Origin of the sequence: Pseudomonas khavaziana (genome assembly GCF_036704165.1) — a bacterium.
Lineage (GTDB): Bacteria > Pseudomonadota > Gammaproteobacteria > Pseudomonadales > Pseudomonadaceae > Aquipseudomonas > Aquipseudomonas khavaziana.
The window spans coordinates 4,066,387-4,086,514 of record NZ_CP129946.1 but is presented as its reverse complement, the minus strand read 5'-3'; the positions used below and the strand labels follow the sequence as shown (position 1 = coordinate 4,086,514).

Genomic DNA, 20,128 nt, shown 5'->3' with positions numbered 1-20,128 from the left:
GAGGTATTTGTCATGGCCACTGCCGACAGCAACAACGCTACTGAACAACCCAAAGACAACAACCCACGCAAACGCAAAGTCATGCTGATCGGCCTGGCGCTGATCGTCATCCTTGGTGTGGTGGGCGTGTGGGCGTGGTATGAGTTCTACGGGCGCTTCAATGAAAGCACCGACGACGCCTACGTGAACGGCAACGTGGTGGAAATCACCCCGCTGGTCACCGGCACCGTGGTCAGCATCGGCGCCGACGATGGCGACCTGGTCCATGAAGGCCAGGTGCTGATCAACTTCGACCCCAACGATGCTGCCGTCGGCCTGCAAAGTGCCCAGGCCAACCTGGCCCGCACCGTGCGTCAGGTGCGCGGCTTGTACAGCAACGTCGATGGCATGAAAGCCCAGGTCAATGCACAGAAGGCCGACGTGCAAACCGCCCAGGACAACTACAACCGGCGCAAGACCCTGGCCCAGGGCGGCGCGATCTCCCAGGAAGAACTGTCCCACGCCCGCGACAGCCTGACTGCCGCCAAGAACGCCTTGACCAACCTCGAGCAACAACTGAAAACCACCAATGCCCTGGTGGATGACACGGTGATTTCGTCGCACCCCGACGTGCAAGCGGCCGCCGCGCAATTGCGCCAGGCGTACCTGGCCAATGCGCGCAGCACCCTGATCGCGCCGGTCACCGGTTATGTGGCCAAGCGCACCGTGCAACTGGGCCAGCGCGTGCAGCCGGGCACCGCGCTGATGGCGGTGATCCCGCTGGATCAGTTGTGGATCGATGCCAACTTCAAGGAAACCCAACTGCGCGACATGCGTATCGGCCAGCCGGTGGATATCGAGTCGGACATCTACGGCAGCGACGTGAAGTACAGCGGCACTGTCGACAGCCTCGGTGCCGGCACCGGCAGTGCATTCGCCCTGTTGCCGGCGCAGAACGCCACCGGTAACTGGATCAAGATCGTGCAACGGGTGCCGGTGCGCATCCATATCAACGCCGAAGAGTTGGCCAAGCACCCGCTGCGAGTGGGCCTGAGTACTGTGGTGAATGTGGACCTGCACGACCAGAGCGGCCCCGTGCTGGCGCAACAGGCGCCGCAAAAGGCGTCGTTCACCACCAACGTGTATGAGCGCCAGTTGGCCGAGGCCGATGCCATGATCAATCAGTTGATCCATGACAACAGCGTCGCCGCTCCCAAGGCTGCGCAACGCTGATGAGCAATAACGCCTCGTTCACGCCACCCAGCCTGTTGATGGCCACTATTGGCCTGTCGCTGGCGACCTTCATGCAGGTGCTCGATACCACCATCGCCAACGTGGCGTTGCCGACCATTTCCGGCAACCTGGGCGTGAGTTCGGAGCAGGGCACCTGGGTCATCACTTCGTTCGCGGTGAGCAACGCCATTGCCTTGCCGCTCACCGGCTGGTTGAGCCGACGCTTCGGCGAGGTGAAGCTGTTCCTGTGGGCGACCATCCTGTTTGTGCTGGCGTCGTTCCTCTGCGGGATTTCCACCTCGATGCCCGAGCTGATCGGCTTTCGGGTGCTGCAAGGCTTGGTCGCCGGGCCGTTGTACCCGATGACGCAGACGCTGTTGATCGCGGTCTACCCACCCGCCAAGCGCGGCATGGCCCTGGCGTTATTGGCGATGGTCACGGTGGTGGCGCCGATTGCCGGGCCGATCCTCGGCGGCTGGATCACCGACAGCTACAGCTGGCCGTGGATCTTCTTTATCAACGTGCCCATCGGCATCTTTGCGGTGATGGTGGTGCGTGCGCAGCTGAAAAAGCGCCCGGTGGTCACCAGTTACCAGCCGATGGACTACGTTGGGCTGCTGAGCCTGATCGTCGGGGTCGGTGCCTTGCAGATCATTCTCGACAAGGGCAATGACCTGGACTGGTTCGAATCCAACTTCATCATCATCGGTGCGGTGATCTCGGTGATTGCCCTGGCGGTGTTTGTCATCTGGGAAATGACCGACAAGCACCCGGTGGTCAACCTGCGTCTGTTCGCGCACCGTAACTTCCGCATTGGCACCATCGTGTTGATCCTCGGTTACGCGGGCTTCTTCGGCATCAACCTGATCCTGCCGCAGTGGCTGCAAACCCAGATGGGCTACACCGCCACCTGGGCCGGGCTGGCCGTGGCGCCGATCGGCATTCTGCCGGTGCTGATGTCGCCATTCGTGGGCAAGTACGCGCACAAATTCGACCTGCGCCTGCTGGCGGGCCTGGCATTTCTGGCGATTGGCTTGAGCTGCTTCATGCGCGCAGGCTTCACCAACGAAGTGGACTTCACCCACATCGCCATGGTGCAGCTGTTCATGGGCATCGGCGTGGCGCTGTTCTTCATGCCGACCTTGAGCATCCTGATGTCCGACCTGCCGCCGCACCAGATTGCCGACGGCGCCGGGCTGGCGACGTTCCTGCGTACCTTGGGCGGCAGCTTCGCGGCGTCGCTGACCACCTGGATCTGGATCCGCCGCGCCGACCAGCACCACGCCTACATGAGCGAGAGCATGACCCCCTACGACTCGGCCACCCGTGATGCCATCCAGGCGCTCGGTGGAGCGGGGCAGAAGGCGTACGCGCAACTGGATCAAGTCCTCACCAGCCAGGCGTACATGATGTCCACCGTGGATTACTTCACGTTGCTGGGGTGGATGTTCATGGGCTTGATGTTACTGGTGTGGCTGGCCAAACCGCCATTTACCGCAAAGGCCGGGCCAGCAGCCTCGGGCCACTGATAGCCAAGGCTGAAATGCAATCAAACTGTGGGAGGGGCGGTGCGACGATTCGACTTGCCCCCGATGGCGGTGGGTCAGTCAACACATCTGATACTGACCCACTGCAATCGGGAGCAAGCCCCCTCCCACATTGGATCGATGGTGTATTTGAGTCAGGCGCCAGGCAGTGCCGGTACTACCTGCACCGAGTTGGGGCCAGCAGCCTCGGGCCACTGAAAGCAAAGGTTGAAATGCAATCAAACTGTGGGAGGGGGCAAGCCCCCTCCCACAGTTTAATCTCTGTTCACATTCGACCAGTGGTGTTTGAGAGTCAGGCGCCAGGCAATGCCAACTGCGGGTTGACGAAGTCAAACGCCGCCAGTTGAAAGCCTTGCTCATCCACCTGCAACGCCCAGCCCTGTTTGTCCCAGTCCCCCAGTACAATACGCTTGGCCGCCTGGTCGCCAATCTGCAACTTGTGGATCGCCGGGCGGTGGGTATGGCCGTGGACCAGGGTGTGCACGCCGAACTGCTGCATCACCCGCGGTACTTCTTCGGGGGTGACATCGACAATATCGTTGGCCTTCATGCGTACTTGGGCAGAACTTTCACTGCGCAGCTTGCGCGCCAGTTTGTGGCGCGTGCCCAAGGGCAGGTGACGCAGGATAAACAACACAATCGGGTTACGCAGGATGCGCCGCAGCTTCATATAGCCAAGGTCGCGGGTGCAGAGGCTGTCGCCGTGCATCAGTAGCACAGGCTCGCCATACAATTGCACGACACTCGGGTCCTTGAGCAAGGTGGCGCCTGCCGCTTTGCAGAACGCCTTGCCGATCAGGAAATCGCGGTTGCCATGCATGATGAAAATCGGGGTGCCGCTGTCGCTCAGTTCACGCAACGCCGCACAGATGGAACGCTGGAAGGGGGTCATACCATCGTCGCCAATCCAGGCTTCAAAGAAGTCCCCCAGAATGTACAACGCCTGGGCGCCACGGGCGCGGCCGTGGAGCAGATCCAGAAACGCCCGGGTAATATCCGGGCGTTCCTCTTCCAGATGCAAGTCTGAAATCAGCAATATCACGCTTCGATGATCTCGGCTTTCTCGATGATCACGTCGTCTGCTGGAACGTCCTGGTGACCGGCCTTGGAGGTGGTGGACACGCCTTTGATCTTGTCGACAACGTCGGTGCCTTGGGTGACTTTACCGAACACCGCATAACCCCAACCCTGCACATTCTTGCCGCTGTGGTTGAGGAAGCTGTTGTCGGCGACGTTGATGAAGAACTGCGCGGAGGCCGAATGCGGCTCCATGGTGCGGGCCATGGCGACGGTGTACTTGTCGTTGGAAAGGCCGTTGTCCGCTTCGTTCTGGATGCTTGGGCGCTTGTCTTTCTTTTCTTTCATGCCAGGCTCGAAACCGCCGCCCTGGATCATGAAGTTACCGATGACACGGTGGAAAACGGTGTTTTCGTAGTGGCCGGCTTTCACGTATTCGATGAAGTTGGCGACGGTGATCGGCGCTTTCTCGGCGTTCAGCTCGATGACGATGTCACCGTGGTTGGTGGTCAGTTTGACTTGAGTCATGTTCACTACTCTTTTCAGGGAATTCGTGGGTTTGGACGCCTGGGCGCCACGACCGATTTGGCGAAACTTGGGCCAAGACGCGCAGTTTAGCGTGCCTTGCAGGAATTTCGAGGTGGTTTTTTACCGCGCCTGTCATTAAAGCAGCAATTAAAGCAGCAGTTTTCGACCGCGCTCTGTCAGGTGGTTGACAGCTTCGGCTATGATAAGCCCTTTGTTTTATCTGGCCCGACCCGGCCACGAACCTGTCTGTTCAAGGATCCTATGAGCAAGCCCACTGTCGACCCTACCTCGAATTCCAAGGCCGGACCTGCCGTCCCGGTCAACTTCCTGCGCCCGATCATCCAGGCGGACCTGGATTCGGGCAAGCACACGCAGATCGTCACCCGCTTCCCGCCAGAGCCCAACGGCTACCTGCACATCGGCCACGCCAAGTCGATCTGTGTGAACTTCGGCCTGGCCCAGGAGTTCGGTGGCGTCACGCACCTGCGTTTCGACGACACCAACCCGGCCAAGGAAGACCAGGAATACATCGACGCCATCGAAAGTGACATCAAGTGGCTGGGCTTCGAGTGGTCCGGTGAAGTGCGCTACGCCTCCAAGTATTTCGACCAGTTGTTCGACTGGGCCGTCGAGCTGATCAAGGCCGGCAAGGCCTATGTGGACGACCTGACCCCGGAGCAGGCCAAGGAGTACCGTGGCACGCTGACCGAGCCGGGCAAGAACAGCCCGTTCCGCGACCGTTCGGTGGAAGAGAACCTGGACTGGTTCAACCGTATGCGCGCCGGTGAGTTCCCGGACGGTGCCCGCGTGCTGCGCGCCAAGATCGACATGGCCTCGCCAAACATGAACCTGCGCGACCCGATCATGTACCGCATCCGCCATGCCCACCACCACCAGACCGGTGACAAGTGGTGCATCTACCCCAACTACGACTTTACCCACGGTCAGTCGGATGCCATCGAAGGCATCACCCACTCCATCTGCACCCTGGAGTTCGAAAGCCATCGCCCGCTGTACGAGTGGTTCCTGGACAGCCTGCCGGTGCCGGCGCACCCGCGCCAGTACGAGTTCAGCCGCCTGAACCTCAACTACACCATCACCAGCAAGCGCAAGCTCAAGCAACTGGTGGATGAAAAGCACGTGCATGGCTGGGACGACCCACGCATGTCGACCTTGTCGGGCTTCCGTCGTCGTGGCTACACCCCGGCGTCGATCCGCAATTTCTGTGAGATGGTCGGCACCAACCGTTCCGACGGCGTGGTCGACTACGGCATGCTCGAGTTCAGCATCCGCCAGGACCTCGACGCCAACGCCCCCCGCGCCATGTGCGTGCTGCGCCCGTTGAAAGTCGTGATCACCAACTACCCGGAAGGCCAGGTCGAGAACCTCGAGCTGCCGCGTCACCCACAGAAAGAAGAGCTGGGCGTGCGCAAATTGCCATTCGCCCGCGAAATCTACATCGACCGCGATGACTTCATGGAGGAGCCGCCCAAGGGCTACAAGCGCCTGGAGCCGAACGGCGAAGTGCGCCTGCGCGGCAGCTACGTGATCCGCGCTGACGAAGCGATCAAAGACGCCGATGGCAACATCGTCGAGCTGCGTTGCTCCTACGACCCCGACACCCTGGGCAAGAACCCTGAAGGCCGCAAGGTCAAGGGCGTGGTCCACTGGGTGCCGGCCGCCGCCAGCATCGAGTGCGAAGTGCGTCTGTACGATCGCCTGTTCCGCTCGCCGAACCCCGAGAAGGCTGAAGACAGCGCGAGCTTCCTCGACAACATCAACCCTGACTCCCTGCAAGTGCTCACTGGTTGTCGTGCCGAGCCATCGCTTGGCGACGCACAGCCGGAAGACCGTTTCCAGTTCGAGCGCGAAGGTTACTTCTGCGCGGATATCAAGGACTCGAAACCTGGTGCTCCGGTATTCAACCGTACCGTGACCTTGCGAGATTCGTGGGGCCAGTGATTAAGTCTTAAGGGAAACATCGTGCTAACGATCTACAACACGCTCAGCAAGACCAAAGAAGTCTTCAAGCCCCTGGATGGCAACAAGGTGCGCATGTACGTGTGCGGCATGACCGTGTACGACTACTGCCACATCGGCCACGGCCGCAGCATGGTTGCCTTCGACCTGGTGACCCGCTGGTTGCGTTTCAGCGGCTACGACCTGACCTATGTGCGCAACATCACCGACATCGACGACAAGATCATCAACCGCGCCAACGAAAACGGCGAGGCGTTCGACGCGCTGACCGAGCGCATGATCGCCGCCATGCACGAGGACGAGGCGCGCCTCAACATCCTCAAGCCGGACATGGAGCCGCGTGCCACGGACCACATCCCTGGCATGCACGCGATGATCCAGACCTTGATCGACAAGGGCTATGCCTACGCCCCAGGCAATGGTGACGTGTACTACCGCGTCGCCAAGTTCATGGGCTACGGCAAGCTGTCGCGCAAAAAGATCGAAGACCTGCGCATCGGTGCACGTATCGAAGTCGACGAAGCCAAGCAGGACCCGCTCGACTTTGTGCTGTGGAAAGCCACCAAGCCGGGCGAGCCAAGCTGGGAGTCGCCCTGGGGCGCCGGGCGTCCGGGCTGGCACATCGAATGCTCGGTGATGTCCACCTGCTGCCTGGGCGAGACCTTCGACATTCATGGCGGTGGCAGCGACCTTGAGTTCCCGCACCACGAAAACGAAATCGCCCAAAGCGAAGCCGCCACCGGCAAGACCTACGCCAACGCCTGGATGCACTGCGGCATGATCCGCATCAATGGCGAGAAGATGTCCAAGTCCTTGAACAACTTCTTCACCATCCGCGACGTGCTGGAAAAGTACCACCCGGAAGTGGTGCGTTACCTGCTGGTGTCCAGCCACTACCGCAGCGCCATCAACTACTCGGAAGACAACCTCAAGGACGCCAAGGGCGCCCTGGAGCGTTTCTACCACGCGTTGAAAGGCTTGCCAGCGGTGGCACCTGCTGGTGGCGAAACGTTCGTGGCACGCTTTACCGAAGTCATGAACGACGACTTCGGCACGCCGGAAGCCTGCGCGGTGCTGTTCGAGATGGTGCGTGAGATCAACCGCTTGCGTGAGACTGATCTCGACGCGGCAGCGGGTCTGGCGGCGCGCCTGAAAGAACTGGCGAGCGTACTGGGTGTGTTGCAGATGGAAGCCGATGACTTTCTGCAGGCTGGTGCTGAAGGGCGTGTGGATGCGGCGCAGGTGGATGCGTTGATTCAGGCGCGTCTGGCTGCTCGGGCTAACAAGGACTGGGCGGAATCCGACCGTATCCGTGACCAACTGACCGCGATGGGTGTGGTGTTGGAAGACGGGAAGGGTGGGACGACGTGGCGGTTGGCTGACTGACGGTTGGTTGCTGTACGCTGAATAAAAAACGCCCCGACTGGTTCGGGGTTTTTTTTAAAGCGAAATAGCAGTGCACCATTAACGTTTCCACCACCAGTTCACGTCCCGTTTGACTGGGAGTGCGAGTGCATGCAGTATGAAGAACGTTAGTGCTATCCAGCCAATGGCTGGGTAGTTTTCAATGATTTCTGGATGAGTCCCGAAGTATAAGTATTTGTCAAATTGAGCGATCTCCATATGTGTCATCATAAAGAAAATGTTGACTGCTAAGCTGATATAGATTTTGGTATATCCAAGGTTTTTGCCGGAGAAGATGACTCTAAGGCTGTAAGCGAATAATAAGCCTAGTGGCGAAAGTATTAGAAAAGCCAAGATAATCATTTTTTAGATTCTTCATGTAATTGCCTTAAAGTGATTGCATCTGTTGCGGCCTCTGCTGCCAGCGAAGTTGGTGTCATAGTTTTATAGGCTCTTATCCGGTCTGAATCTAGATACCTAAATAAACGCCAAGCATCTGGTTTGTATATATGTCTTACAGTGCTGTATATAGATAGCCCAATATCAACAGCGCCGTAGGCCATGTTTGCTTCCCGCTCCCCGTGACCAAAGGCGGATGCAGCCGCTTGATATACTGTACGAACCGGGCCGACGGTGTCGGACCTTCCTGTTACTAGGTTACGTCCACCTTCATATAAATTATTAGCCCCATGCGCCATCAACGGCACACCCGCAATGAGACATAGAGTGCCCACCGATGCGTAGCAAATTCCGGCACCAGTAGCTATTTGAAGCGCGCCCGCAACGGCTCCGATTCCATTTCTCCCAATTGCTATTGACTGATCCAGCAAACTACGCTGCTCTTTTTTTATCTCGATCAGCCCCTCTGCAACCGTCTTTTTCCCCTGCTCCACATCATTAACAATGCTACGAGCGTAATAGGCCACTTCCCGATTGAATATCGAGCGAGTAACACCGTCCTGCAGATGACGAGCGCTGATTGTGCAAGCCTGGCTGGTCAGGTTGCCTGCGGCTTGGCTGACGACCCATAAGTCATAAAAGCTCGGTGTTTGATTTTTGTTCTTTGATTTCATTGCCCGGTTTCCCATGAGCCATAGCCGCTGGTCCCCGCGATGTGATGTGTCCAGATAATTTCCCGATAACGAATCGACAGATGTTCTTGTGCGTCTACATCATTCAGTAGTACGGAATGGGGAACGTCGACGGTCAGGCTGGCAATGATGCAGCCCCTTATATCGACGGTGTAGTATTTTTCGTGCCGACCAAACTGTGAAATTCGATAGAAGTTGATGACGCAGTTCAGTTCTTCTCTGTTGGATAACGCCACGGCCAGCAAGGGCGAGGATTTATCAATGTTTTTTGTGATGACCACCGGACCATGGGTGGAAGCTCTGACATTGCCGGTGTTGAGCATATTGTGGTTGAAGGACATCACCATGATTTCATCCCTGTGCCCCTCCTGACACTTGTTGCCGATGGAGTCTTGAGTTGAGCAGCCAGCCGAGATCAGGCCTTGAGATTTTCCGTTAATGGACATGTAGCCGTGATTAGCCATGGACGTTGGTATCCTGATTTATTCACCATAAACATACGGAAAAATGTAAATAGGAAATATCGGATGTTTCGCCTTTTATCGTGCGAGCGGGATGTAGGATTATTCGGTTTTGTGCGAGAAGAAAAACGCCCCCGTTATACCGCAATGTCGTTCAGTTAAGCGAAAGTGATTCACTGTAGGAGCGAGCTTGCTCGCGAAAAACGCCCAGGCAACGCGTTCATTCTCGATAAGCGCGGTGGCCCAGAGTTCTTCGCGAGCAAGCTCGCTCCTACAAAAAGCCTTAACTTAATGGCATTGCGGTATAACGGGGCGTTTTGCTGCGATGGTGCGAATGAATAGAGCGACGGAAGTCGCCTGCTACTTTCCAGTTTCGCTAGATGCACTACCAACTGCGTCGTTATGGACAGTCGCATGGTATTCACCGTTCTTGAAATGCAGGGCAACTCCGTCATCCAGCGCGTAGGCGGGGTGTATGTTTTTAAGTCGAACCAGTTCAACAAACGAAGATTCTCTTCCCGCCTCTGAGCTGAAGTGCGGGCACAGCGCGCCAGGGAGAAAACCCAGCCCGTCGATCAGCGCATATACGCCCCCTGAGTCGGAATGCCCGTGGTCGAACCAGCAGATGGCGCCGGCACTGACGCCGCAAAGCACTTTGCCGTGTTCCTGGGCTTGCTTCAAAAGGGCGGTCACGTCAAATTCACGCCAGATGGCCAGCAAGGCTCGGGTGTTGCCGCCGGCCACGTAGATGATGTCAGCCTGTTCAAACAGCGCGGCAACATGAGCTGGGGTTGGAAAAGGCGGAATGAAAAACGTCAATGGCACAACGGTGCAGCCGGCGCCTTGGTATTTGAGCGTGAAGTCGGCAATCTTCGTACGGTCATCGCCATTGGCGGTGGAGATATAGAGCACCGTGGGCTGGGTTTTGCCCGAGGAAGCGACGATATATTCGTCGATGCGGGTCATGCGCGTCATGTCTTCGCTGGACTCGCCGCCGATGACAATAATGTTTTTATCCATGGTGAACTCCTGTCTCAGCACAGCGGGCATACCCAGGTCTTAGGACATTTCCCAAAATGCCCGTAGGGTTTGACGCTCATTCCATCCTGGCTTTAGATGGTTGCCACGACCAAACCCAAGACGAAACTGGCGGTGATTCAAATGGATTGTATTTTCTGCAGCATTGTCCGCAAAACCTCCCCGGCCCATATCCTGTGGGAGGATGACCAATATATGGCGTTCCTGTCGATCTTTCCCAACACACCAGGTTTCAGCGTGGTGATCCCCAAGCAGCACTACGGCAGCTATGCGTTTGCGCAGTCGGATGAAGTGTTGGCAGGGCTCGCGGTCGCAGCAAAGAAAACCGCACAACAGATCGACCGCGCATTTCCCGATGTGGCGCGTACGGGGATGATCCTGGAAGGGTATGGGGTGGACCATTTGCATGCGAAGTTGTTTCCCATGCATGGGACCGGGCAGGACAGCACGTTCAAGCCGTTGAGCTCGAAGGTGGATAAGTTTTTTGCGGCTTATGAGGGCTATATCTCTTCCCACGATCATGTGCGGGCGGATGATGCCGAACTGGCTGAGCTGGCAGAGCGAATCCGGTCTTTCGCCTAGTAGAGTTCCAATGTGGGAGGGGGCTTGCTCCCGATAGCTGTGGGTCAGTCAGCTAATCTGTAGCTGACCCACCGCCATCGGGAGCAAGCCCCCTCCCACATTGGATTGTGTTGTCTTCAGTGCTCAGCGGCGGCTGCTGACTTCGGCGGGTACGTCATCACCGGCCATGCGTTTGCGGAACAACGCGGTGCGCGCCAGCAGCAAGGTGGTCACCGGCACGGTGATCGACAGCAAAATCGGAATCAACCAGCCGTGCAACACCGGCCCGGACTTGAGCGTTGAAAAGTAGATGATCGACGCCAACGCCACACTCCATGCGCCCAATGTCGAGGCGAGCGCAGGTGGGTGCATGCGCTGGAAAAAGCTCTTCATCCGCAGCAAGCCGATAGCACCGATCAGTGCAAATACGCTGCTCACTATCAGCAGCACGGCTACGCTCACTTCAACCCATAACGGCATCATTCAATCACCTCCCCACGCAACAGGAATTTGGCCAGGGCAAACGAGCCGACGAAGCCGAACAGCGCAATCAACAACGCTGCTTCAAAGTAGGTGTCACTGGCATAGCGAATACCCAGCACCAGCATCATCAGCATTGCCAGGATATACAGGTAGTCCAGCGCCAGTACCCGGTCCTGGGCCGAGGGGCCTCTGAACAGGCGGATAAGGGTCAGCACCATGGCCAGGGAAAACAGGAACAGGCTGGCGAGGATCGCATTGGAGAGCAGGGCGCTCATTCGAAGATCTCCATCAGGGGCCGTTCATAGGCGTGCTTGAAGTGCTGGATAAACTGCGCTTCGTCATCCAGGTCGAAAACGTGCAGCAGCAGGATGCTGCGGTCCAGGGCCAGTTCCGACCAGACGGTGCCCGGCGTCACGCTGGTGATCATCGCCAGCACGGCCAGGCCATTGGCGTCGCGCAGGTCCAGGGGGATCTTGATAAAGCGCGAGCGCGGCGGGCGTGTACCGCAGGTCAGGACGCCCCAGGCCACATTCAGGTTGGAGAGGATCACGTCGCGGCCCACCAGGAAAAACAAGCGCACGATCACCCCGGGCCGGCGGATGCGGATTGGCAACGGTCGCAGCGGCGCCATCAGCAACGGCGCAAGAAAGCCCAGCAGCGCGCCCAGCAGCAGGTTGCCGGGGCTGACCGACAAGTTCAGCACCAGCCACAACACCCATAACGCCAATGACAGCCACGGAGCGGGGAACAGGCGCTTCATGGCTGCACCTCCAGCGCGGCGGCCTGGGCTTCGGGGCTGGGGACCGGACGTGTCGCCAGCACTGCCATCACGTAGCGCTCCGGGTTGTTCAGGCTGTCGGCGGCGGCCTGGGTGTAACGCATCAGTGGCTCGGCCTTGAAGGTCAGCAGGATGCTGAGGCCGAGCAAAAAGAAGATCGGTAGGCACTCGTTACGACGCAACAGCGGCGATGGGCGTTCTTCCGGGGTCCAGAAGCGCTGGATGCCCAGGCGCGCAAAGGCGATCAGCGAGGCCAGCCCGGAGAGGATCAGCAAGGCAACCAGCCCCCAGGCCGCCGGACGAATCGGCTCATCGATGGCATTACCCAGGCCCAGCGGATTGATCAGTGCACTCAACAAGCTCAGCTTGCCGATAAACCCGGACAGCGGCGGCATGCCGATGATCAACAAGGCGCAGGCGATAAAACTCAAGCCCAGGAAGGCCATGGTCCAGGGGATCACCTGACCGACCACGGCTTTCTGCTCATCATCCAGGTTCACGCCCGGCCGCGGATGCAGCGACTCCATGGCCTTGGGCAACGCATCGATTTCTTCATCCAGCGGCAGGTCGTTGGCCGAACGCGAACGCTCGATCAACTCCGCCAGCAGGAACAACGCACTCAACGCCAGGGTGGAGCTGACCAGATAGAACAACGCCCCCGCGGTCAGGCTCGGCTGGGCAAACCCCACTGCCGACAGCAGGATCCCGGCCGAGACCAGGATGCTCAGGCTGGCCATGCGCTCCAGGCGCTGCGCCGCCACCATCGCCAATGCGGCGCAAATGATGGTCGCCATGCCGCCATACACCAGCCAATCGCCGCCAAACAGTGCCGAAGCCCCGGCCTGGCCGGAAAACAGCAGGGTCCACAGGCGCAACACCGTGTACACGCCGACCTTGGTCATGATCGCAAACATCGCCGCCACCGGCGCGCTGGCCGACGAGTAGGCGGGCGCCAGCCAGAAGTTCAGCGGCCACATGCCGGCCTTGGCCAGGAACGCTGTGGCAAGGATCGCCGCGCCGGCATGCAGCAGGCCACGATCAGCCTCCGGCACCAGCGGGATTTTCAATGCCAGGTCAGCGAAGTTCAGCGTGCCGGTGACGCCGTAGATCATTGCCGCGCCGATCAGAAACAGCGATGACGCCAGCAGGTTGATCGCAATGTAATGCAGCCCCGACGACACCCGCGCACGGCCGGAACCGTGCAGCATCAGGCCGTAGGATGCTGCCAGCAGCACCTCGAAGAATACGAACAGGTTGAACAGGTCGGCGGTGAGGAACGCGCCATACAAACCCATCAGCTGGATCTGGAACAGCGCGTGGAAACTGGTGCCCGCCCGGTCCCAGCGGGCCATGGCGAACAGCAGCGCGCTCACGCCGATGATTCCGGTCAGCACCAGCATCATTGCCGACAGTTGGTCTACCACCAACACGATGCCGAACGGCACCTGCCAGTTGCCCGGCAGGTACACGCCGATCGAGCCGGGGCCGCCTTGTTGCGTCCAGTACAGCAGCAGGATCGCGATGCCCAGGCCGATCACACTGGAAAACAAATTGATCTGGGCTTTCAGCGGACGGCGCTTTTCGCCCAGCATCAGCATCAACCCGGCCGTGAGCAGCGGCAGCAGGATCGGCGCGACGATCAGTTGGTTCATCCACGTCATTCCTTGGGCTCCCGGCCATCCACATGGTCAGTGCCGGTCAGGCCCCGGGATGCCAGCAGCACCACCAGAAACAGCGCGGTCATGGCGAAGCTGATCACGATGGCCGTCAGCACCAGGGCCTGGGGCAGCGGGTCAGTGTAGTGGAGCAGGTCCTGGGGCACGCCGTCCTTGATAATCGGCTCCTTGCCGATAAACAGGCTGCCCATGCTGAAAATGAACAGGTTGACGCCGTAGGACAACAGGCACAGCCCCATCACCACCTGGAACGTCCTTGGCCGCAGGATCAACCAGACGCCGGAGGCCGCCAGGACCCCAATGGCTATTGCGATGACTTCTTCCATCAGGCGGCTCCTTCGGTTGTGACGACCACTTTGGCCTGGTTGCTCGGTTTATGCGCCCGCACCGACTGATGGCCGAGGGCGGTGAGCATCAGCAGCGTGGAACCCACGACCATGGCGTACACACCAACGTCGAAGAACAGCGCACTTGCGATGTGAATGTCGCCCAGCAGCGGCAGGCTGAAATGCCAGGTATGGGTGGTCAGGAATGGATAGCCGACGAACAGCGCGCCCAGGCCAGTCAGGGTCGCCGACAGCAGGCCAAAGCCCATCCAGCGCATTGGCCGCAGGCTCATTTGCGCCTCGACCCATTGGGTGCCGGCCACCATGTATTGCAGGATAAACGCCACCGACATCACAAGACCGGCGACAAAACCGCCGCCCGGCTGGTTATGCCCGCGCATGAACAGGTAGAACGAGACCACCAGCGCAATCGGCAGCAGCAGGCGCACCAGCACTGCCGGCACCATCATGAAGCCCAGGGCGGTGTCGCTGGCCTGGCGTGGGTTGACCAGGTCGGTGGCCACGTCCGGTGCCAGTTGGCGCTGTTGTGGCGGCAACTCCATGCTTTCCTTGGATGGGCGGAAGCGTCGCAGCAGGGCGTAGACGGTCAATGCCACCGCGCCGAGCACGGTGATCTCGCCCAGGGTGTCGAAACCGCGGAAGTCCACGAGCATCACGTTCACCACATTGCTGCCGCCGCCTTCGGGCAGAGCCCGGCTCAAGTAGAACGAGGAGATATCGTTGGGCGTCTGGCGGGTCAGCATCGCGTAGGACAACAGCGCCATGCCGCCGCCCACCACGGTGGACAGCAGGAAGTCGCGCACCCGGCGAATGCGCGCCTTGCGCAGGGTGTTGGGCAATGGCCACACCTCTTCGATCCGCCGCGGCAGCCAACGCAGGCCGAGCAGGATCAGCACGGTGGTGACCACTTCCACCACCAGTTGGGTCAGGGCCAGGTCCGGCGCCGAGAACCACACGAAGGTAACGCAGGTCATCAGGCCGCACACGCTGACCATGGTCAGGGCCGCCAACCGGTGGTACTTGGCTTGCCAGGCGGCACCGAGGGCACAGGCAATTGCCAGCAGCCACAGGGTGACGAACACGATGGAGCCCGGGATCTTCGGCCGGTCGCCCCAACTGAGGCCACTGTTGAGCATGGGGATCATCGCGCCGACCACCGCCAGCAGCACCAACAGGAACAACTGGGTTTGCAGGCGCTTGGTGCTGATGCGTTTCTCGATCCGGCGCACGCCGCGCATCATCACCACCAGGCTGCGCTCGAAACCGCGCTTGCCGTTGAAGTAGCTGATCAGCGGCGGGTATTTGAAGCGCCCGCGCTTGAGTTGCTTGCGCAGCAGCAGGTACAGCACCACGCCGCCGCACATGGCCACCAGGCTCATGATCATCGGTGCGTTCCAGCCGTGCCAGATCGCCAGGCTGTATTCGGGCAGCACGCCACCGACCACCGGCAGCGCCGCCGCGGCAAGGATCGAACCCACCACCTGGGCCGGGAAAATCCCCACCAGCAGGCAGGTAAATACCAGCAGTTCGACCGGCGCACGCATCCAGCGCGGGGGTTCATGGGGTGTGTGCGGCAAATCGGTGGCGGGCGGGCCGAAGAACACATCCACGGTGAAGCGCAGGGCGTAAGCCACGCTGAACGTACCGGCGATGGTCGCGATCAGCGGCAGGGCGATTTCCACCCATTGGGTCGAGGAGATAAACACGGTCTCGGCGAAGAACATCTCTTTGGACAGGAAGCCGTTGAGCAGCGGCACCCCGGCCATGGACGCGCTGGCGACCATGGCCAGGGTCGCGGTAAACGGGATCAGGCGCACCAGGCCACTGAGCTTGCGGATATCCCGCGTGCCGCTTTCGTGGTCGATAATGCCCGCCGCCATGAACAGCGAGGCCTTGAAGGTGGCGTGGTTGAGGATATGGAACACCGCGGCGACGGCAGCCAGCGGGCTGTTAAGGCCCAGCAACAGGGTGATCAGCCCGAGGTGGCTGATGGTGGAGTAGGCCAGCAGGCCCTTGAGATCGTTTTGGAACATGGCGCAGTAAGCGCCGAGGAGGAGGGTGAGGGCGCCGGCACCGCCGACGATCCAGAACCATTCTTCGCTGCCGGACAGCGACGGCCACAGGCGGGCCAGCAGGAACACGCCGGCCTTCACCATCGTTGCCGAATGCAGGTAGGCTGAAACGGGCGTCGGTGCCGCCATGGCATGGGGCAGCCAGAAGTGGAACGGGAACTGCGCGCTTTTGCTTAAAGCGCCGACCAGCACCAGGGCCAGCATGACCGGGTACAGCGAATGCGCACGAATCTGATCGCCCGCTGCCAGCACCAGGTCCAAGTCATAGCTTCCGACAATATGCCCCAGCAGCATCATCCCGGCCAGCAGGCACAAGCCGCCGGCGCCGGTGACCATCAGCGCCATATAGGCACCGCGTCGCGCATCCGCGCGGTGGTGCCAATAGCCAATCAGCAGGAACGAGAACAGGCTGGTCAGTTCCCAGAAGAATACGATCTGGATCAGGTTGCCGGAGATCACCAGGCCGAGCATGGCGCCCATGAACGCCAGGAAAAACGCAAAGAAGCGCGGCACCGGATCATCCGGCGACATGTAGTAACGCGCATACAGCGACACCAGCGTGCCGATGCCGAGCACCAGCATCGAGAACAGCCAGGCAAACCCATCCATGCGCAACACGAAGTTCAACCCAAGGCTGGGCAACCACATGAATTCTTCGCGGATCACGCCACCATGGGCGATCTGGGGGTAAAGCAGGGCGACTTGAATGGTGCCGACCAGCGCCACAAGGCCGGCCAGCAGGGATTCGGTGTTACGTGCGTTATGCGGCAGCAAGGCCGCCAGACAGCTGCCGATAAAAGGCAGAAGCAGTAGAACTATCAGGGACATAGGCTTCTAATCTGCGGGAGTTTGGGATGCATCATACGTGCCGCTTTCACGATCACCAAACGCCAAGATGTGGCAGGATCCTACAAGATAGGCCGAAGACTCCCATTTGGCATTGTTTCAGGTGGTCGCTTTCCAACCAACGACACCGGTCAATTTGGGAGGGGGCTTGCACCCGATGGCTATCCGTTGGGCGCCGCTGCAGTTCGGACCTCAACCATGACGTTCCTGTTCCATCTCATCGATCAATTCGACGGCCTTCTGCCCTCGCGTCTTCAGCTCGCTCACAATCACCGCCACCACAATCAATACCGCCCCCAGCATCGCAATCGGCGGGAACCGCTCTCCGGCAATCCGCCCGACCACCCCGGCCCACACCGGCTCGCCGGCATAAATCAAGGTGGCCCGGGTGGGTGAGACACTTTGCTGCGCCCAGTTCATCGCCACCTGGATCACCGCACTGGTCAAGCCCAGGCCCACCGCACTGAACAGCAGCAACCACGAAAAGCCCGGCAACGCCTCGCCCATCGGCACCACCAGCATGAACGACAGCACTGACGCCGTCGCCAGTTGCACTACCGTTACACGGCGCACGTCCACCTGCCCGGCAAACGCGCTGATCAGAATAATCTCGGCCGCAATCGCCACCGCGCCGATCAAGGTAGCGATTTCCCCGGCACTGAAATCCAGCGAAGCGCCCGCAGGGCCTGTCAGCAGCATCAACCCGGCAAACGCCAGCATGATGCCGATGCTTGGCATCAACCCCGGACGCTTGCCGAGTACCAGCCACTGCAACAACGGCACGAAGGGAACATACAGCGCGGTGATAAACGCCGACTGGCTGCTCAGGATCGTCTGCAAGCCAATGGTCTGCAAACCGTAGCCAAACATGATCGCCACGCCGATAAACACCCCGGCCTTTAACTCAAACAGCGTGAGATCGCGCAAGGTGCGCAAGGAAAAGCAGCCCACCACGATAGCGGCGGCGGCAAAGCGCAGGCCGACGAAAAACATCGGGCCGCTGACGGTCATGGCATGCTGTACCAGCAAAAAGGTGCCGCCCCAGAACATGGTGATGACCACCAGGATGCATTCGGCTTTGCTGAAACGATTGAAACGCGAAGGGGGGGTCGGGGCGGTCATGGCGGCTCGGTCTTGCAAGGGAAAAGCACGGACCGCACAATGCGCCGCACTGCTGGGCAGTATACTGCGCACACCCACTAATTGAGCAATATAGTGCACAAAGAAAATCCGCAACGGGCCTCGGTCCTGCAGCACGTCAGTCAGAACGTCCGTCGCCTGCGTCATGCCGCCGACCTGAGCCAGACCGCACTCTCGGAAAAGTCCGGGGTCAGCCGGCGCATGCTGGTGGCGATTGAAGCGGGGGAGAAGAACGTCAGCCTGTCCACCCTTGACCGTGTGGCCGAAGCACTGGAGGTGGCGTTCAGCGATTTGATCCAGGCTCCGGATGTACGTGATCACAGCCGCATCAATGAGCTGGCCTGGGCGGGTGAAATTGCTGGCAGCAAGGCGGTGCTCCTGGCCAAAGCCACAGCGCGGCGTGAAGTCGAGTTATGGGAGTGGCGCCTTGAGCCGGGTGACCGGTACTGCCCGGATCCTGATTTGGAGGGCTGGAGTGAGCAGCTATTTGTCTTTGAGGGCCGCTTGACTCTGGTGATAGGCAGCACCGAATACACCGTTGGTGCTGGCGAATTCTTCATGTTTCCTAGCCACCAGCCCCACGCTTATCGCAATGAAGGAGAGGTGGCAGTTCGGTTTGTGAGAAACGTGGTGATCTAACGTAATATCCTGTTTGTCAACTGTGAGCTTTCACCCCTTATAGCGCGAGTGGGGGACGTAGAGTCGATATTGCCACTCAATTATCGACTCATATCAGGCTAAGTAGAGGGCGCAGACGGCACGCTAATTAATTATTCTGAAGAAAAGAAATATTTCGTGCTGGATCGGCTATAAGCTCCCGGTAGTTAACTTTCAATATTCAGGGTAATGGCAATATTGAAAGTCTGTGCCAGGTGAGGATGGGCGAGGACGTGGTTTCACGAACGCTCCAGCGCAACAGTGGTGATGTCAAATATTCCCTCGTCGGCAGTTAGCTTAAGAACGGTGCCGTCAGATTGTATGGCCGTTGCTTTAAAGTTGAACGTCCCCGACAGCGGGCCCTGAAGTGTCTCGAAGTCCGGAATTGAATCAAGCGTGATTTCACCACTTTCAGCGAACCATCCAGTGAACTGATTCAAGTTTTGGAAAGAGATGCGCACTTGCTTGCTGTCTGGCCTAAGCAGGTAAGTGCCGCTTGGCAGTCCGTTCGCAATCTGGATGTTCAACACGTAGTTGATGAGTTCGGGTTTCGGGGCGTACTGCTGCGTATGGGCGAGGATGTGAGGAGGAAAGATACCCAGTGCAGGCCTGCTGTAGAGCTCGGTCGTGGTGGATTGGTAGGGTGCATTGATGGTGTCTCTGAGGACGCAACTGGCTGAGCCCGTCGTATTGATTCGTTTCTCTTCGGTCAGGCCTTCGACGCTCATGCTCCCTTCTGTGACACGGACCGTTTTTGTGCCGTTTTCTCCCTCGAAGTCGAACTTGAGTTCTGCGGTCTGAAGGGTGCTGTCGAGGGTAACCGTTACACGCCCGCTGACAGCAGGGTAGGGTCGAAATGAACCGGCACTGGCGCGTGTCCATGTTGCATTGGCTGTGCGCGGATCGGCCCCATTATTCGAAATTTCATACACCTCTCCGGATACGTTCCCAACGTTGGGAAACCGCAGCGCGAGCGTCTGATAAACGCCGGCGCTCTCATCGCCTATGGCTGTGACCTGCCATTTTTTTGCTGATTCATCCAAGTAAAAGGAAAAACCCTTGCCTTTAAAATTCTTGAATTCATTGTCGCTGTCTTTAATGGTTGCAGATGCTTTGCCGGTGGTGCATTTAGGTGTTTCTGTGGACGGAGGATTCATGATGTTTCTTCCTGTGCAGGCGGTAGATGATTGAGTTTAGAAAGGGCGGAACTTATCGTCTACTGTCAAAGATGACAGGTATTATCTGAGGATTTTTAATTGCAAAAATAACTATCAACCAGAAAGTTTGAAG

At 59.0% G+C, this 20,128-nt stretch carries 19 protein-coding genes; 6 read left to right on the top strand and 13 right to left on the bottom strand.

The genetic code is table 11. The features are described from left to right. Nucleotides 1-12 precede the first annotated feature (12 nt). Nucleotides 13-1,212 (top strand): efflux RND transporter periplasmic adaptor subunit, encoded by a 1,200-nt coding sequence (locus QYQ93_RS17995; RefSeq protein WP_338475180.1) that lies wholly within the window; start codon nt 13-15, stop codon nt 1,210-1,212. Then, nucleotides 1,212-2,741 carry a DHA2 family efflux MFS transporter permease subunit gene (locus QYQ93_RS17990; protein WP_043051537.1) on the top strand — a complete coding sequence of 510 codons (1,530 nt, stop codon included), beginning with the start codon at nt 1,212-1,214 and terminating at the stop codon, nt 2,739-2,741. The genes QYQ93_RS17995 and QYQ93_RS17990 overlap by 1 nt, the downstream gene beginning before the upstream one ends. Before the next feature lie 310 nt (nt 2,742-3,051). Here the strand turns inward: QYQ93_RS17990 and lpxH are convergent, their stop codons facing one another. Beyond that, nucleotides 3,052-3,801 (bottom strand): UDP-2,3-diacylglucosamine diphosphatase, encoded by a 750-nt coding sequence (gene lpxH / locus QYQ93_RS17985; protein WP_032880584.1) that lies wholly within the window; start codon nt 3,799-3,801, stop codon nt 3,052-3,054. Further along, nucleotides 3,798-4,304, bottom strand: a complete 507-nt coding sequence (locus tag QYQ93_RS17980) for a peptidylprolyl isomerase (RefSeq protein ID WP_124378471.1) — start codon at nt 4,302-4,304, stop codon at nt 3,798-3,800. The genes lpxH and QYQ93_RS17980 overlap by 4 nt, the downstream gene beginning before the upstream one ends. A 261-nt stretch (nt 4,305-4,565) precedes the next feature. Here QYQ93_RS17980 and QYQ93_RS17975 point away from each other — a divergent pair, with 261 nt between their 5' ends. Continuing rightward, nucleotides 4,566-6,266: a glutamine--tRNA ligase/YqeY domain fusion protein gene (locus QYQ93_RS17975; RefSeq protein WP_198720894.1), complete on the top strand. Its 1,701-nt coding sequence runs from the start codon at nt 4,566-4,568 to the stop codon at nt 6,264-6,266. Between the two features lie 21 nt (nt 6,267-6,287). Next, nucleotides 6,288-7,670 carry a cysteine--tRNA ligase gene (gene cysS / locus QYQ93_RS17970; RefSeq protein ID WP_043051533.1) on the top strand — a complete coding sequence of 461 codons (1,383 nt, stop codon included), beginning with the start codon at nt 6,288-6,290 and terminating at the stop codon, nt 7,668-7,670. Between the two features lie 377 nt (nt 7,671-8,047). Here the strand turns inward: cysS and QYQ93_RS17965 are convergent, their stop codons facing one another. From QYQ93_RS17965 to QYQ93_RS17955, 3 genes are all read right to left on the bottom strand, one after another. Then, the gene (locus QYQ93_RS17965) at nt 8,048-8,761 is read right to left on the bottom strand and encodes a DUF4225 domain-containing protein (protein WP_080889136.1); all 714 of its coding nucleotides are present in this window, start codon (nt 8,759-8,761) and stop codon (nt 8,048-8,050) included. Then, nucleotides 8,758-9,243, bottom strand: coding sequence for an Hcp family type VI secretion system effector (locus QYQ93_RS17960; protein WP_043051531.1), 486 nt, complete (start codon nt 9,241-9,243; stop codon nt 8,758-8,760). Before QYQ93_RS17960 ends, QYQ93_RS17965 begins: the two co-directional genes overlap by 4 nt. A 357-nt stretch (nt 9,244-9,600) precedes the next feature. Continuing rightward, nucleotides 9,601-10,260 carry a peptidase E gene (locus QYQ93_RS17955; protein WP_043051530.1) on the bottom strand — a complete coding sequence of 220 codons (660 nt, stop codon included), beginning with the start codon at nt 10,258-10,260 and terminating at the stop codon, nt 9,601-9,603. Between the two features lie 141 nt (nt 10,261-10,401). Between QYQ93_RS17955 and QYQ93_RS17950 the strand changes: the two genes are divergently transcribed. Next, entirely contained in the window at nt 10,402-10,860 is a 459-nt protein-coding gene (locus QYQ93_RS17950) for an HIT family protein (protein WP_043051541.1), read from the top strand. A gap of 123 nt (nt 10,861-10,983) precedes the next feature. Here the strand turns inward: QYQ93_RS17950 and QYQ93_RS17945 are convergent, their stop codons facing one another. The 7 genes from QYQ93_RS17945 to QYQ93_RS17915 all read right to left on the bottom strand — a co-directional run bounded on the left by QYQ93_RS17945 (nt 10,984) and on the right by QYQ93_RS17915 (nt 18,163). Next, nucleotides 10,984-11,322, bottom strand: a complete 339-nt coding sequence (locus tag QYQ93_RS17945) for a Na+/H+ antiporter subunit G (RefSeq protein WP_043046538.1) — start codon at nt 11,320-11,322, stop codon at nt 10,984-10,986. Beyond that, complete coding sequence (locus QYQ93_RS17940) at nt 11,319-11,597, bottom strand: K+/H+ antiporter subunit F (RefSeq protein WP_043046539.1); 279 nt, start codon at nt 11,595-11,597, stop codon at nt 11,319-11,321. The genes QYQ93_RS17945 and QYQ93_RS17940 overlap by 4 nt, the downstream gene beginning before the upstream one ends. Continuing rightward, complete coding sequence (locus QYQ93_RS17935) at nt 11,594-12,082, bottom strand: Na+/H+ antiporter subunit E (protein ID WP_043046540.1); 489 nt, start codon at nt 12,080-12,082, stop codon at nt 11,594-11,596. The genes QYQ93_RS17940 and QYQ93_RS17935 overlap by 4 nt, the downstream gene beginning before the upstream one ends. After that, the gene (locus QYQ93_RS17930; protein ID WP_043046541.1) at nt 12,079-13,761 is read right to left on the bottom strand and encodes a monovalent cation/H+ antiporter subunit D; all 1,683 of its coding nucleotides are present in this window, start codon (nt 13,759-13,761) and stop codon (nt 12,079-12,081) included. Before QYQ93_RS17930 ends, QYQ93_RS17935 begins: the two co-directional genes overlap by 4 nt. Further along, complete coding sequence (locus tag QYQ93_RS17925) at nt 13,758-14,102, bottom strand: Na+/H+ antiporter subunit C (protein WP_007986256.1); 345 nt, start codon at nt 14,100-14,102, stop codon at nt 13,758-13,760. The genes QYQ93_RS17930 and QYQ93_RS17925 overlap by 4 nt, the downstream gene beginning before the upstream one ends. Next, nucleotides 14,102-17,023 (bottom strand): monovalent cation/H+ antiporter subunit A, encoded by a 2,922-nt coding sequence (locus QYQ93_RS17920; protein WP_338475179.1) that lies wholly within the window; start codon nt 17,021-17,023, stop codon nt 14,102-14,104. The genes QYQ93_RS17925 and QYQ93_RS17920 overlap by 1 nt, the downstream gene beginning before the upstream one ends. A 210-nt stretch (nt 17,024-17,233) precedes the next feature. Continuing rightward, complete coding sequence (locus QYQ93_RS17915) at nt 17,234-18,163, bottom strand: DMT family transporter (RefSeq protein WP_043046544.1); 930 nt, start codon at nt 18,161-18,163, stop codon at nt 17,234-17,236. A gap of 93 nt (nt 18,164-18,256) precedes the next feature. Between QYQ93_RS17915 and QYQ93_RS17910 the strand changes: the two genes are divergently transcribed. Next, nucleotides 18,257-18,820 (top strand): helix-turn-helix domain-containing protein, encoded by a 564-nt coding sequence (locus tag QYQ93_RS17910; RefSeq protein WP_043046545.1) that lies wholly within the window; start codon nt 18,257-18,259, stop codon nt 18,818-18,820. Nucleotides 18,821-19,077: 257 nt separating this feature from the next. On the opposite strand, the gene QYQ93_RS17905 is transcribed toward QYQ93_RS17910, so the two are convergent. Then, nucleotides 19,078-19,995 carry a hypothetical protein gene (locus QYQ93_RS17905; protein ID WP_338475178.1) on the bottom strand — a complete coding sequence of 306 codons (918 nt, stop codon included), beginning with the start codon at nt 19,993-19,995 and terminating at the stop codon, nt 19,078-19,080. Nucleotides 19,996-20,128 lie beyond the last annotated feature (133 nt).